This is a genomic window from Subtercola sp. YIM 133946, from assembly GCF_036553535.1.
Classification (GTDB): domain Bacteria; phylum Actinomycetota; class Actinomycetes; order Actinomycetales; family Microbacteriaceae; genus Subtercola.
In genome coordinates this window covers 37,811-50,717 of sequence record NZ_JAZHPE010000019.1, presented here as the reverse complement: position 1 = coordinate 50,717, position 12,907 = coordinate 37,811, and the positions used below count along the sequence as shown (strand labels likewise).

Below are 12,907 nucleotides of genomic sequence, written 5' to 3'. Positions count from 1 at the left end.
CTCAGTTCGCGCTGGGGCGGCCGGGCGGGATGACCGGAATCGTTCCCGTCATGTTGCTGAGCGATGCGGCCACCGAGTGGTCGGGGTCGGCCACCTCGTGCCGGTGGGCGCGCAGCACCATCATCGATTTCGGAAAGACGGTCACGACGTCGCCCGGCTTGCTCGGGTCTTCGTCGGTGGCCTGCCCCGCGGTGTCGATCACCACGTCCCACGCCGAGCCGTATTCGGCGCTCGGCAGGGTGAAGGGCACTTCGGCGTCGTCGGCGTTGAAGTACAGCAGGAAGTTCACGTCGGTGACGCGCTCGCCGCGGTAGTCGCGGCCGCGGATGCCCTGGCCGTTCAAGAAGACACCCACCGAGCGGCTGAGCGGAGCATCCCACTCTTCGGGCTCCATCTCGCCCGCTTCGGTGTTCAGCCACACGATGTCAGGCAGCGGTTCGCCGCGGCCGCGGCGAACGGGCCGGCCGTCGAAGAACCGGCTGCGCCGGAAGGTCGGGTGCTCTTTGCGCAGGCGCATCACCGCAGAAGTGAACTCGGTCAGGGGCTCGTCTGCCCGCTTCCAGTGCACCCATGAGATCTCGTTGTCTTGCGCGTAGGTGTTGTTGTTGCCGTTCTGGGTGCGGCCGAGCTCGTCGCCGTGCAGCAGCATCGGAACGCCCTGCGAGAGCAGCAGCGTCGCCAGGAAGTTGCGCTGTTGGCGTGCCCGCAGGCTCCGGATGCCCGGGTCGTCGGTGGGGCCTTCGACACCGCTGTTCCAGCTGCGGTTGCTCGACTCCCCGTCGTTGTTGTTCTCGCCGTTGGCGTCGTTGTGCTTCTCGTTGTACGACACGAGGTCGGCCAGTGTGAAACCGTCGTGCGCGGTGACGAAGTTGATCGACGCGACCGGCCGTCGGCCCGAGTGCTCGTACAGGTCGGACGAGCCCGTGAAGCGCGAGGCGAATTCGCCGAGCGACGAGGGCTCGCCGCGCCAGAAGTCACGCACGGTGTCACGGTACTTCCCGTTCCACTCCGACCACTGCGGGGGAAAGTTGCCCACCTGGTAACCGCCCGGCCCCACGTCCCACGGCTCGGCGATCAGCTTGACCTGCGACACCACAGGGTCTTGCTGCACGAGCTCGAAGAAGCTCGACAGGCGGTCGACGTCGTAGAACTCGCGGGCCAGTGTCGACGCGAGGTCGAAGCGAAAACCGTCGACGTGCATCTCGATGACCCAGTAGCGCAGCGAGTCCATGATCAGCTGCAGCGAGTGCGGGTGCCGCACGTTGAGGGTGTTGCCGGTGCCGGTGTAGTCCATGTAGTACCGCTTGTCGTCATCCATCAAGCGGTAGTACGCCTCATTGTCGATGCCGCGGAACGAGATCGTCGGGCCCAGATGATTGCCCTCGGCGGTGTGGTTGTACACGACGTCAAGAATGACTTCGATATTCGCGGCGTGTAAGGCCTTGACCATGCCCTTGAATTCCTGCACCTGCTGACCGCGCTCGCCGGCCGACGAGTAGGCGCTGTGCGGGGCGAAGAAGCCGATGGTGTTGTAGCCCCAGTAGTTGTGCAGCCCCTTGTCGAGCAGCGTGGAGTCTTGAACGAACTGGTGCACGGGCATGAGCTCGATCGCCGTGATGCCCAGGCGCTGCAGGTGCTCGATGGTCGCCGGGTGGGCGATACCGGCGTAGGTGCCGCGCTGGTCTTTCGGAATCTCGTGGTTGAGCTCGGTGAGCCCCTTCACGTGCGCCTCGTAGATGATGGTCTCGTTGTAGGGCACGCGCAGCGCGCGGTCACCCGACCAGTCGAAGAACGGGTTGATCACGACCCCGTACATCATGTGCTTAGCCGAATCGAGGTCGTTCTGCGAGTCGGGGTCGCCGAAGGTGTAGGAGAAGAGCGACTGGTCCCAGTCGATGGTGCCGCTCGTCGCCTTGGCGTACGGGTCGAGCAGCAGCTTGTTCGGGTTGAACCGCAGCCCGTTCTTCGGGTCGTACGGGCCGTACACGCGGTAGCCGTACCGCTGCCCGGGCTGCACCTGGGGCAGGTAGCAGTGCCACACGAAGGCGTCGACCTCGTACATCAGTACGCGGGTCTCGGCCCCCTTCTCACCGAAGAGACAGAGTTCGACCTTCTCTGCCCCTTCACTGAAGATGGCGAAGTTCGTTCCGCTGCCGTCGAAGGTTGCTCCGAGCGGATAGGCCGATCCGGGCCAGCTGTCCACAAATGACTCCTGTTGAATTGTTGTTCGGCTCAGAGCGCGAGGTCGGCGCCGACGTGCGGCGCGATCTCGCTGGCAATGAACTCGAGGTGGTCGAGGTCTTTCAGGTCGAGAATCTGCAGGTACAGTCTCTCGACGCCCTGCTGTTTCAGCCAGCCGATGCGATCGATGACTTCAGACGCGGTGCCGCCGAGACCGACGGCGCGAAGCTCGGCGGCGTCTCGGCCGATGGCGCCCGCCCGCCGCACCACCGCTGCCTCGTCTGCACCCGTCGCGACCACGAGGGCAGCGGAGTAGACCAGGCTGGCCGGGTCGCGCCCGATGCTCTCGCAGGCTTCGCGCACGCGCGCGAACTGCGGCGCGATGGCGTCGAACTCGGGAAACGCCTGGTTGTACTCGTGTGCGAACCGCGCCGCGAGACGGGGTGTGCGGCTCGGGCCGTTACCGCCGACGATGACCGGCAGCGGCGACTGAACGGGTTTGGGCAGGGCGGGTGAGTCGGTGATCTCGTAGTGGGAGCCGCTGAACGAGTACGTCTCGCCGACAGGGGTGGCCCAGAGGCCCGTGACGATGTCGAGTTGCTCTTCGAGCAGACCGAACCTCTTCTCAGGAAAGGGGATGCCGTAGGCCCTGTGCTCGGCCTCGAACCAGCCCGTGCCGAGACCCAGTTCTGCGCGACCACCCGACATGGCATCGACCTGCGCCACCTGGATCGCGAGGATGCCCGGGTACCGGTAGGTGACACTCGACACGAGCGTGCCGAGCTTGATGCGACTGGTCTCGCGGGCGAGGCCGGCGAGCGTGGTCCAGGCGTCGGTCGGGCCGGGCAGCCCGTCGCCGCCGCCCATCGCGAGGTAGTGGTCTGAGCGGAAGAAGGCGTCGAAGCCCAGCCGCTCGGTGGCCTGCGCGACCGCGAGCAGGTCGTCGTACGAGGCGCCCTGCTGCGGTTCGGTGAAAATACGCAACGTCATGCCTTCAGCCTGACACACTTCGGGAGACCGCCGAGTGGGGTTGCCTCAGGCTGTGCGCAACCTGACGCGATGCCACGCTGTGGGGGAGGGGCCGAATCCCACGCGCATCCGGTCGTGGTTCGCCGGTTTCGCCGCGTCGTACAGCACGGTCACGGCGCCCTGGGCCTGGCCGAGAGTGAAGGTCATGGCGCCCGAGCGAGGAACGAGGCTGCGCGCGACGCCGTCGCTCGAGGTGAACGAGATGATCGTGACCGTCTTCGTGAGGCGGGAGACGAGCCCGGCCGACAGCGGTGGCGCGACGGTGATCGCCTGCCCGCGAGTGCGGGTGCCATTGTGGTTCAACCAGTTCTCTGTCACGCGACGGTGCGCGTAGACGGCGAGGAACAGCACCGCCACGAACACGGCGATCGCGAAGATGAACAGGGGCATGATCGTTCAGAATATGGGATACTTGCCCCAACACGGGAGTCCGGTGAGCCGGGCTGAGAGGAAGGTTCTCAACCTTCGACCGTCGAACCTGATCTGGATCATGCCAGCGCAGGGAGGACAATCACTCTCCGATCCGTCGCCACCCCCACCGGTGTGCCAGTCGCACCGGTGCGACGTCGCGGCGTATCACAACCCGTGCCCTTCACAATTCGCTTCGACGAAAGGGCACGAACAGTGCACACAACAACCGCATCACTGTCAGTCGCATCACGAGCCGCCACCGGCCGATTCCGTTGGCGGGTGGTCGACATCATCGTGGCCAGCGTCATCGGCGTCGCCTCCGGCCTCATCTTCTGGGCCTGGGGCCAGGCCTGGAACCCGCTCAGCGCACCGCTCGAGGCGCTCGCCCCGGGGCTCGGTGCCCTGCTCGGCGGGGGCTGGCTGTTCGCCGGCGTGCTCGGTGGGCTGATCATCCGCAAGCCCGGTGCCGCCCTCTACACCGAGGTGCTCGCCGCCGTCGTGTCGATGCTGGTCGGCACCCAGTGGGGCATTCTCACGCTGCTCTCGGGGGTGGTGCAGGGGCTCGGAGCCGAGATCGTGTTCGCGCTCTTCCTCTACCTCAACTACAAGCTCTACGTCGCGCTGCTCGCGGGGGCGGCGGCAGGGCTCGCGCTCGCCATCAACGACCTGATCGTGTCGTACCCGGGGTCAGACACCCCCTTCATCGTGATCTACACGGTCTCCTCGATCGTGTCGGGCATCGTGCTGGCCGGGCTGCTCTCCTGGCTCGCCATGCGGGGCCTTGCCCGCACAGGCGCGCTCTCACGGTTCGCTGCCGGCCGGGAGACCGCGGTGCGGGTCTAACCGGTGGCAGGCGGGGCGGCGGTCAGCGCGCGCGGATGGGGCTGGCGGCATGCGGGGCGTGCGGCGTGGGCCGTCAGTGAACTCGACCTCGAGATCGGGGCGGCCGAACGCGTGCTGCTCCTGGGGGCATCCGGCGCCGGCAAGTCGACGCTGATCAGTGCCCTCGCCGGCGTGCTCGGCGGCGCAGACGAGGGCGAACAGGCCGGTTCGCTGCTCGTCGGCGGATCGAGGCCCGAGGATGCCCGGGGCCGCGTCGGGCTGCTGCTACAAGACCCCGACTCCCAGGTGATGCTCGCGCGGGTCGGCGACGACGTCGCCTTCGGCTGCGAGAACCTCGGCGTCGCCCGTGACGAGATCTGGCGACGGGTCGGTTCGGCGCTCGACGCGGTGGGGCTGCGACTGCCACTGTCGCACCCCACCTCCGAGCTCTCGGGCGGTCAGAAGCAGCGCCTTGCGCTCGCCGGCGTGCTGGCGATGCAACCCCAGGTGCTGCTGCTCGACGAGCCGACGGCCAATCTCGACCCGCACGGGGTGGTGGAGGTGCGTGACTCGGTCGCACGGGTGCTCGCGCACTCCGAGGCGACGTTCGTGGTGATCGAGCACCGGGTCGAGATCTGGCGGCACCTGGTGTCGCGGGTGATCGTGCTGGCGCCGGGCGGGGGCGTGCTGGCCGACGGCGACCCCGACACGGTTCTGGGAGCGCGCGGTGCCGAACTCGCGGCATCCGGCATCTGGGTGCCGGAGTTTCCGCCGCCGCGCCCGGCGCGCGCTGCCTTCATTTCTCTGGCCGCCTGTGCGCCGGCCGGCGGCGCCGGGCCTGTCGCCACCCCAACGACCGCCGCCACCCCAACGACCGCCGCCACCCCAACGACCGTCGCCACCCCAACGGCCATCGACACCCCGACGGCCGTCGACACCCCGACGACGCTCGCCGCCCGGGGCGTGGCCGACCACACGCCGCTGCTCGAAGCGCGTGAGCTGGCGGTGGCCCGCGCCAGAGGGCGCCCGGTGGCGACCGGGCTCACGCTCGACATCGACCCCGGCCGCGCCACCGTCGTCACCGGCGCGAACGGCGCCGGCAAGTCGACGCTCGCCCTGACCCTCGCCGGCCTGCTCGCCCCGAGCGGCGGAACGCTCGAAGCGAGCCCGACGTTCGCCGCCGGCGCCGGGTCGGCGCCGATCCGCTGGACATCGCGGCAGCTGCTCACCCGCGTCGGAACCGTCTTCCAAGACCCCGAGCACCAGTTTCTGAGCTCCACCGTGCGCGCCGAACTCGCCGTCGGTCCGCGCGCCCTGAAGCTGGCGCCCGCCGAGATCGACGCGCGCGTCGACGAGCTGCTCGAACGGCTGCGCCTCGCACCGCTGGCCCTCGCCAACCCCTTCACGCTCTCGGGCGGTGAAAAGCGCCGGCTCTCGGTGGCGACCGTGCTCGCCACCAGGCCCTCCCTGCTCGTGCTCGACGAGCCCACCTTCGGGCAGGACTCCCGAACCTGGGCCGAACTCGTCGCCCTCCTGGCCGAGCTGCTCGACTCTGGCACCTCTGTCGTCGCCGTCACGCACGACGCCGACTTCGTGGCAGCCCTCGCCGACCACGAGTTCCGGATGCCCGACCCGGCCACCTCGCCCGACCGCGGTTCCTCCCGTGCACCGCACCTGCCCCCGCCCGGCGTCGAGCTGCGGGGAGGGCGGGCATGAGCATCCTGACCCCGCACCGCGGCACGCAGGCGGTGTACGCGATCAACCCCGTAGCGAAGATCGGCGCGGCGTTCGTGCTGAGCCTGACGCTGATTCTGTCGATCGACTGGGTGTCGGCGTCGGTCGCGCTGGTGCTCGAGGGCATCCTGTTCCTCTGGGCCGGCCTCAGCCCCAAGGTCTTCTTCCTGCGCACCCTGCCCGTGTGGATCGCCGCCCCGCTCGCCGGATTCAGCACCGTGCTCTACGGCCGGCCGGCCGGTGCGACGTACCTGCAGTTCGGGCTCGTGCACATCACCGACGGGTCGATCGAACTCGGCGTCGCCACCACGTTGCGGGTGCTCGCGATCGGGCTGCCCGCGGTGGTGCTGTTCGTCACGGTCGACCCGACTGACCTCGCCGACGGGCTGGCCCAGGTGCTGCACCTGCCCAGCCGGTTCGTGCTCGGCGGGCTCGCGGGGCTGCGGCTGGTGGGCCTCTTTCTCGACGACTGGCGGTCGCTGAAACTCGCCCGGCGGGCGCGCGGGGTGGGCGATTCCGGCCGCATCGCCCGGTTCGCGAGCCTCGGCTTTGCACTGCTGGTGTTGTCGATACGGCGCGGCAGCAAACTCGCCACCGCCATGGAGGCGCGAGGTTTCGGGGCCGACGTTCGGCGCACCTACGCCCGGGAGTCGACCTTCGGCCGGCGCGAGGTGCTGCTCATCGTGCTGGCGACTGCAGTCGCCCTCACCGCCGTGGCCGTGTCGGTGTCAACCGGCCACTGGAATTTCATCGGCAGCACGAGCTGATCGCCCGGTCGCGCTACGGTGGACTCATGACAGATTCAGCACCGGCCCCCCAGAACTACACCGTCGAATACGTCGACGGGCCGCTCAAGGGCCAGATCGACACCCGCATTCTCGTCGGTGGCGAGTACGACAAGACCTTCGGTGTCATCGCCCTCGTCGACGGTCTCGAGTCGAACTTCGAGTACACCGCGGTGTCGACGCGTGAGCTGAACGGCGAGCTGCACGTGAGCTACTCCTTCGACGCGAAAGACAGCGACCCCTTCGTCAGCGACGACGACGACACCGACCTCGGCGAGGCGCTGGTCTAGCCAGACCCGACCCTAGCCAGACCCGACCCTAGCCAGACCCGACCCTAGCCGGCGGCCGGCGACGATGCGGGTGTCGGCTCGGGAGTCGCCGGAGCACCAGTCCGACCCGACGGCGCCGGCGCCGAGCTCGCCGCGGGCGACTGCTGCGAATCGAGGAAGGCCCGGATGACCGGCACGGGGTTCGCGAGCCGCCACAGCGGCCCCGGGTCGCTCAGCGAGTTGCTGAGTTTGAGGCCCACGCTCAGCGCTCCGGCTGGCAGGTCGAACGTCACGGTGCCGACCGGCGTCGATCCGGGAGCGGTGGTGACCGGGCTCGCCGCGACGGTGTGTGTGACGGGCGTGGCCGCCCAGAGCATCCGCGAGTCGCCGGCGATGGCCACGCCTTCGGCGCTCTGGCCCCATGCCGTGTCGTAACGCACGAAGGCGTCACCCTCGCTGACCACCGTGGTCGGCACGAGGTTCGCCGTGGCGCTGGCCAGCAGCGTCTGCATGTCGGCGTGCAGCGTGTCGTAGTCGGGCTCGCGCAGCATCGCTCCGTAGAGCGTGACCGTCGTGCTGCCCACCGTCATGTCGGCCTTGTACAGAAAGCACAGGCCGGCCTGGTCGGTGTAGCTCAACGACAGCCCGGTGACACCCTCGGTCGGCAGATAGCTGGCGAGATTGTTGACGTAGCGGCCCCCATTCACCGTTGCTGCCGTCTGCCCCATGATCTCGGCGATCACGGGGGTCTTGAACGCCAGCTGGGCGATGCGGGTGAGGTCGGCCGCCGTGCCCACCGAGTTGCTCGACAGGCCCGTCGCATCGACGACCGTGGTCGAGGTGAAGCCGTTCTTCATGAGCCAGGCCTGGGCCGCCTCGAGGTAGGCGTCCATCGACCCGAAGGCCCAGGTGGCCAGCGCGTCGGCATGATTGTTGCTCGACCCCATGAGCATCGCCTGCAGCATGTCGCGTTCGCTCCACGTCTCGCCGGTGATGAACGAGACGGCCCTGGCGCTCTCAGAGATGTAGGAGATGTACGCGGCGTAGTCGGCCGGCGTCACGACGATCGAGGCACCCTGCTCGCCGGCGGCGACCGGCTTGGCGTCGAGCACGACGAGGGCCGTGATCACCTTGGTCGCACCGCCGAGCGGCACGGCGTCGGTGATGCCGGCGGTGGCGAGCACCTGGCTGCTGTCGTCGGCGGTGATGCCGCTGGCACCGGTCTGCGGCAGCGTCGGGGGAGCGGTGGCGGCGAGCGTGCTGTCGGCGCCGAGCACCGTCGCGGTGGCGGCCGGCAGCGGACCGACCAGTGTGAGGGGGCCGTACACGCCCACGGCGAGGATGATCAGCGCACCCACCCCGATGAAGATGCCGCGCCGGATGCGACGTGCGACGGTCGTGGCCATGCCTCAGGTTAGCCCGGCCGACCGCCTGGGCAGCGCAGCCTCGCTGACGACGCGGAGACTCGTGAAGCCGGGCTGCCGGGTTTGCGCAGAAGCACGTGGAGCCGGGCCGCCGGGTTTGCGCAGAAGCACGGTAACGACGCTCACAACGTGCCCTTGCGCACAGTGGATGGTCATGCGGAGCCCTCCCCGGGGCGTAGCCCGGGGGGAGCTAGGCCCAGCCGAGCTCGTGCAGGCGCTCGTCGTCGATTCCGTAGAAGTGGCCGATCTCGTGCACCAGAGTGGTGTGGATCTCGGCGCGCAGCTCGGCATCGTCTGCGCAGATCGACAGCAGCGGTTCACGGAACAGCACGATGCGGTCGGGCAGCTCGCCGAACCCGTAGTCGCCACGTTCGGTGAGCGCGACGCCCTCGTAGAGCCCGAGCGTGTCGAGGGTGCCGTTCTCGGGCCGGTCTTCGACCACGAACACCACGTTGTCGAGCCCGTCGACCATCTCGTCGGGCAGCAGGTCGAGTTCGGCCACCACGAGTGCTTCGAACGCGTCGGCGTCGAGGTCGAGCATCCGGGCCTCCTGCACAGAGAAATGAGCGACCCGACGAATCGGGCCGCTCATCTGGTGGGGTGAGTAACGGGGCTCGAACCCGCGGCCTCCTAGACCACAACCAGGCGCTCTGCCAACTGAGCTATACCCACCATGCGAGCCTCGCGTCAACGAGGCAACTCGACGATTCTATTACAGCTTCGAGGCGAAATCGTTCACGACGTCTGCGGCGATCTCTTTCAGGTCGGCAGAAGCCGGCCCGGGAGGCGCGACGAAGATGGCTTTTCGGTAGTACTCGAGCTCACGGATCGACTCGAGAATGTCGGCCAGGGCGCGGTGGCCGCCGTCTTTCGCGGGGGCGTGGAAGTAGATCGGCGGAAACCACCGGCGCGCCAGCTCTTTGATCGACGAGACGTCGACACTGCGGTAGTGCAGGTGGGCATCCACTCGGGGCATGTACTTGGCCAAAAACATGCGGTCGGTGCCGATCGTGTTGCCGGCGATCGGCGCCTTGAGCTCGTTCGGCACGAACTTCAGAATGTACTCGAGCACCTCGAACTCGGCCTCGGCGAGGCTCACGCCGTTCGGAATCAGCTTGTCGAGGCCGGAGGTCTCGTGCATGTTGCGCACGAAGTCGTTCATGTGCTCGAGAGCAGAGTCGTCGGGCTTGATGACGATGGTGAAGCCCGGGTCGACCAGGTTCAGGTCGAAGTCGGTGATGACCACCGCGACTTCGACGAGTTCGTCGACGTCGAGGTCGAGCCCGGTCATTTCACAGTCGATCCAGACCAGTCGGTCTGTTGATGCACTCATGCGTCTGAGTCTATCGGCGGCCGCTGACGGGGCGGGCCGGATGCTCGGCGGCGCAGAGGGGTGGCGGGCCGGATGCTCGGCGGTGCCTAGGGGCGGCGGGCCGGATGCTCGGCGGCGCTCGGGCACGGCCCGCCGGATGCTCGGCGGCGCATAGGGTGGCGGCGCATAGGGTGGAGGAGTGCTCGTGACCCTCGCCATCCTGCTCATCGTCAACGCCGTCTGGAACTTCGTGGTCTGGCCCCAATTCTACAAGCGCGTGAGCCGTGACACCCGGGCCCGCGACGCCGCGGGCAAGCCGACCCGCTTTCTGATCGTGCATGCCGTGCTGATCGGCATCTCCCTGCTGCTCGCCGTCGTCTCGGCCATCGTCGCGGTCGTGGCCCTCATCGCCCGCTGACTCAGCAAACGACGGCTCCCCGTCGACGACCTCAGACCGCGGGCCGACACCATGTTCGCCGACGGGCGCGAGCGATGCGACTCGAGCTTGAGGGTGACCTGCGGTCAGGCGGAGACGAGCTGCGAGATGCGCACGGTGTTGCCCGACGGGTCGCGGAAGGCGCAGTCCTTCGGGCCCCACGGCTGGTCCATGGGCTCCTGCAGAACCTCGGCGCCGGATGCCCGCACGCGCTCGAAGGTGGCGTCGACGTCGTCGGTGGCGAACACGAGGATGGGCAGCGAGCCCTTGGTGAGCAGCTCCTGCAGGGCGTCGCCGTCGGCCTGCGAGCGACCGGCGTGCGGCTCGGAGAGCACGAGCTGCAGGGTGGGCTGGGCGTCGCTGCCGAGCGTGACCCAGCGGTAGCCGCCGTTGGCGACGTCGGTGCGCACGTCGAGGCCGAGCGCCTCACCGTAGAAGCCGAGCGATTCGTCGACGTCGTTGACCGTGATGTTGCAGTACTGGAGTTGGATTGTCATGGCACCAACGTTAGGTCTGCCGCAGTGCCGGCCGCTTCTTCGATCCTGCTCGAACTCGCGGCCGGTGGAGCGAGTGGAGCCGCTGACGTCGGAGCAGCCGCCGTAAACAGCGGGCCCGCTGACGTGGGCGCTGCAGGCGGTTCCGGTGGCTCCGGTTGTGTGGCCGGTGGCACCGGTCGCGACTGGTCGGCGGCCCGAGGGGGAAGCGCGCGGCCGCCCTGGCGCGTCGGCCGTGTCTGCAGCATGGCCTCCCGGGTGGGCATCGCGCGCACGGCGTCGTGCTCGCGGGCCCGGTAGGCGCTCGGCGTCTCGCCGGCCAGCTCGGTGAACCGCGAGCTGAACGACCCGAGCGACGTACAACCGACGTTCATGCAGGCATCGGTGACGGTCATCCCGCTTCGCAGCAGAGCCATGGCCCGCTCGATGCGCCGCGTCATGAGGTACCCGTAGGGGGTCTCGCCGTAGGCCGCTCGAAACTGGCGCGAGAAGTGCGCGGGCGACATGAGCGCGCGCCGCGCCATCGTCGGAACATCGAGTGGCTTGGCGTAGTCGCGGTCGATCAGGTCGCGCGCCCGCCGCAGGTGCGCCAGATTCTCGAGTTCCTGCGGGGTCATGGCACCGAGGGTACCACCGGCACCAGGCACCGGCACCAGCACCGGCACCGGCACCGGCACCCGCTCCAGCACGCGCACCGGCAGCAGAGCCGAGGGCGCCCTACCGGCTGGGACGACGAATCGACACCCGTAGCCGAACGGTGACCGTGTTCGCTAAGCTTCGGCTGACCGAGCACAGAGACGAATCGTTCAACGGAGAAGACAATGACAGACCTCAACGGACCCTCTGAACCCGTACAGCCGCCCACCGCACCGCCGGCCGCCTACTCGGCTCCTGCCGCTCCGCCGCCCACAGGGTACACAGCACCGGGCGCGCCCGCCTCGGTTCCGGGCCGCACGCTCGGCATCGTGGCCGTCGTCGTAGCGATCTTCTTCAACATCATCGGCGTGATCCTGGGCATCATCGCCCTCGTGCAGTCGCGCCGCGCGGGCGTCAAGAACCGTCCGGCCGTCGCCGCCATCATCGTCGGCGCCGTGCTGTTCGTGCTGGGCATCATCCTCACGATCGTGCTGGTCGCGGCCGGTGTGTCTGCGGTGAACAGCATCTGCTCGGGCCAGCCCTCCGGCGTCTACCAGCTTCAGTCAGGCGGAACGATCACCTGCCCGTAGCCGGAGCCACAGATGTCACGGTCGCCGAAGCCGACCCCGCATGAGTGACAGCTCGCCCGGCGAGGGCGAGGGCGAGGTCTCGACAAGCCGTTCGAGCGTCGACGAGTGGATGCTCGGCCTCTCCCGCTCTAACGGTTCGCCGGGCGGCGGCGCGGCCTCGGGCGTCATGCTCGCCATCGCCGCGGGCCTGACGTCGATGGTCGCGGGCTACACCGACGCGGCCGCAGACGCCCCGGAGCGCGCATCCGCGGCCGCGCAGACGACGGCACCCTCCTCGGCGGATGATCGGCAACGCACCCTCGACGCGATGATCGTGCGTGCCCACGAACTGCGCGCGGCCGCCCTCGGCCTGGCCGACGCCGATGCCGCCGCCTCGCGCGAGTTCGGTAGTGCCTTCACCCTGCCGCGCGGGCCGGAGCGCGACGAGGCCATTCGCCGCGGATCCGTCGCAGCCGCCCGCTCGTCGGCCGGTCTCGGCGGCCGCGCCGTCGAAGCCATCGACGACCTCGACTGGCTCACCGCGAACGGCAATCCGGCGTTGATCGCCGACGTCGCCGTGGCGCTCGCCGCGTTGCGCGCGGCCATCTCGGGTGCCCGAACGAATGTCAGCTTCGACCTGGCCGAGCTGCGTTCGAGCAGCGGCTCGCTCGAACAGGTGCGGCTCGAGCATCCGGCCCTCTGGTCTCAGGTCGAAGTCTTCGACGAGGCCTTGGCGCGCATCGACGCCCTGACCGCCGGCATCGACTCGCGGGCCGCTCCGACAGATCGCTGAACTTTCTTCTCG

At 68.8% G+C, this 12,907-nt stretch carries 15 protein-coding genes, 1 tRNA gene and 1 pseudogene; 8 read left to right on the top strand and 9 right to left on the bottom strand.

The window, feature by feature from the left end; all coding sequences use genetic code 11:
• Position 1 precedes the first annotated feature (1 nt).
• The 3 genes from glgX to V3W46_RS06965 are packed head-to-tail and all read right to left on the bottom strand — an operon-like array spanning position 2 to position 3,600.
• Positions 2 to 2,203 carry a glycogen debranching protein GlgX gene (gene glgX / locus V3W46_RS06975; protein WP_331782366.1) on the bottom strand — a complete coding sequence of 734 codons (2,202 nt, stop codon included), beginning with the start codon at positions 2,201 to 2,203 and terminating at the stop codon, positions 2 to 4.
• Positions 2,204 to 2,232: 29 nt separating this feature from the next.
• Complete coding sequence (locus V3W46_RS06970) at positions 2,233 to 3,171, bottom strand: LLM class F420-dependent oxidoreductase (RefSeq protein ID WP_331782365.1); 939 nt, start codon at positions 3,169 to 3,171, stop codon at positions 2,233 to 2,235.
• A 45-nt stretch (positions 3,172 to 3,216) separates the two neighbouring features.
• Entirely contained in the window at positions 3,217 to 3,600 is a 384-nt protein-coding gene (locus V3W46_RS06965; protein WP_331782364.1) for a hypothetical protein, read from the bottom strand.
• A 234-nt stretch (positions 3,601 to 3,834) separates the two neighbouring features.
• Between V3W46_RS06965 and V3W46_RS06960 the strand changes: the two genes are divergently transcribed.
• The 4 genes from V3W46_RS06960 to V3W46_RS06945 are packed head-to-tail and all read left to right on the top strand — an operon-like array spanning position 3,835 to position 7,252.
• Positions 3,835 to 4,464 (top strand): ECF transporter S component, encoded by a 630-nt coding sequence (locus tag V3W46_RS06960; RefSeq protein WP_443069947.1) that lies wholly within the window; start codon positions 3,835 to 3,837, stop codon positions 4,462 to 4,464.
• Between the two features lie 3 nt (positions 4,465 to 4,467).
• Positions 4,468 to 6,159, top strand: coding sequence for an ABC transporter ATP-binding protein (locus V3W46_RS06955; RefSeq protein ID WP_331782362.1), 1,692 nt, complete (start codon positions 4,468 to 4,470; stop codon positions 6,157 to 6,159).
• A complete protein-coding gene (locus V3W46_RS06950) occupies positions 6,156 to 6,944 on the top strand; it encodes an energy-coupling factor transporter transmembrane component T family protein (protein WP_331782361.1) in 789 nt (262 codons plus the stop codon). The genes V3W46_RS06955 and V3W46_RS06950 overlap by 4 nt, the downstream gene beginning before the upstream one ends.
• 26 nt (positions 6,945 to 6,970) lie before the next feature.
• Positions 6,971 to 7,252, top strand: coding sequence for a hypothetical protein (locus V3W46_RS06945; protein ID WP_331782360.1), 282 nt, complete (start codon positions 6,971 to 6,973; stop codon positions 7,250 to 7,252).
• A 44-nt stretch (positions 7,253 to 7,296) separates the two neighbouring features.
• Here the strand turns inward: V3W46_RS06945 and V3W46_RS06940 are convergent, their stop codons facing one another.
• The 4 genes from V3W46_RS06940 to orn form a co-directional block, all read right to left on the bottom strand.
• Entirely contained in the window at positions 7,297 to 8,637 is a 1,341-nt protein-coding gene (locus tag V3W46_RS06940; protein WP_331782359.1) for a D-alanyl-D-alanine carboxypeptidase family protein, read from the bottom strand.
• 208 nt (positions 8,638 to 8,845) lie between these two features.
• Positions 8,846 to 9,247, bottom strand: a complete 402-nt coding sequence (locus V3W46_RS06935; protein WP_331782358.1) for a metallopeptidase family protein — start codon at positions 9,245 to 9,247, stop codon at positions 8,846 to 8,848.
• Positions 9,248 to 9,251: 4 nt separating this feature from the next.
• Positions 9,252 to 9,327 (bottom strand) — tRNA-His (locus tag V3W46_RS06930).
• A 40-nt stretch (positions 9,328 to 9,367) separates the two neighbouring features.
• Positions 9,368 to 9,988 (bottom strand): oligoribonuclease, encoded by a 621-nt coding sequence (gene orn, locus V3W46_RS06925; protein ID WP_331782357.1) that lies wholly within the window; start codon positions 9,986 to 9,988, stop codon positions 9,368 to 9,370.
• Here orn and V3W46_RS06920 point away from each other — a divergent pair.
• Together V3W46_RS06920 and V3W46_RS06915 are read left to right on the top strand one after the other, a co-directional pair.
• Positions 9,987 to 10,142, top strand: a complete 156-nt coding sequence (locus tag V3W46_RS06920; protein ID WP_331782356.1) for a hypothetical protein — start codon at positions 9,987 to 9,989, stop codon at positions 10,140 to 10,142. The two genes, orn and V3W46_RS06920, sit on opposite strands and share 2 nt — an antisense overlap.
• Positions 10,143 to 10,166: 24 nt before the next feature.
• Positions 10,167 to 10,385 carry an SCO4848 family membrane protein gene (locus V3W46_RS06915; protein ID WP_331782355.1) on the top strand — a complete coding sequence of 73 codons (219 nt, stop codon included), beginning with the start codon at positions 10,167 to 10,169 and terminating at the stop codon, positions 10,383 to 10,385.
• A gap of 104 nt (positions 10,386 to 10,489) precedes the next feature.
• Here V3W46_RS06915 and V3W46_RS06910 read toward each other — a convergent pair whose 3' ends face one another.
• Positions 10,490 to 10,900 carry a VOC family protein gene (locus V3W46_RS06910; protein WP_331782354.1) on the bottom strand — a complete coding sequence of 137 codons (411 nt, stop codon included), beginning with the start codon at positions 10,898 to 10,900 and terminating at the stop codon, positions 10,490 to 10,492.
• Between the two features lie 215 nt (positions 10,901 to 11,115).
• Positions 11,116 to 11,514 (bottom strand): annotated as a pseudogene (locus tag V3W46_RS06905) (helix-turn-helix transcriptional regulator); the annotation flags it as partial.
• A 204-nt stretch (positions 11,515 to 11,718) separates the two neighbouring features.
• Between V3W46_RS06905 and V3W46_RS06900 the strand changes: the two are divergent.
• On the top strand, positions 11,719 to 12,123 hold the full coding sequence (locus V3W46_RS06900; RefSeq protein WP_331782353.1) for a DUF4190 domain-containing protein: 405 nt from the start codon (positions 11,719 to 11,721) through the stop codon (positions 12,121 to 12,123).
• A 40-nt stretch (positions 12,124 to 12,163) separates the two neighbouring features.
• Positions 12,164 to 12,895, top strand: a complete 732-nt coding sequence (locus V3W46_RS06895) for a cyclodeaminase/cyclohydrolase family protein (protein WP_331782352.1) — start codon at positions 12,164 to 12,166, stop codon at positions 12,893 to 12,895.
• Positions 12,896 to 12,907 lie beyond the last annotated feature (12 nt).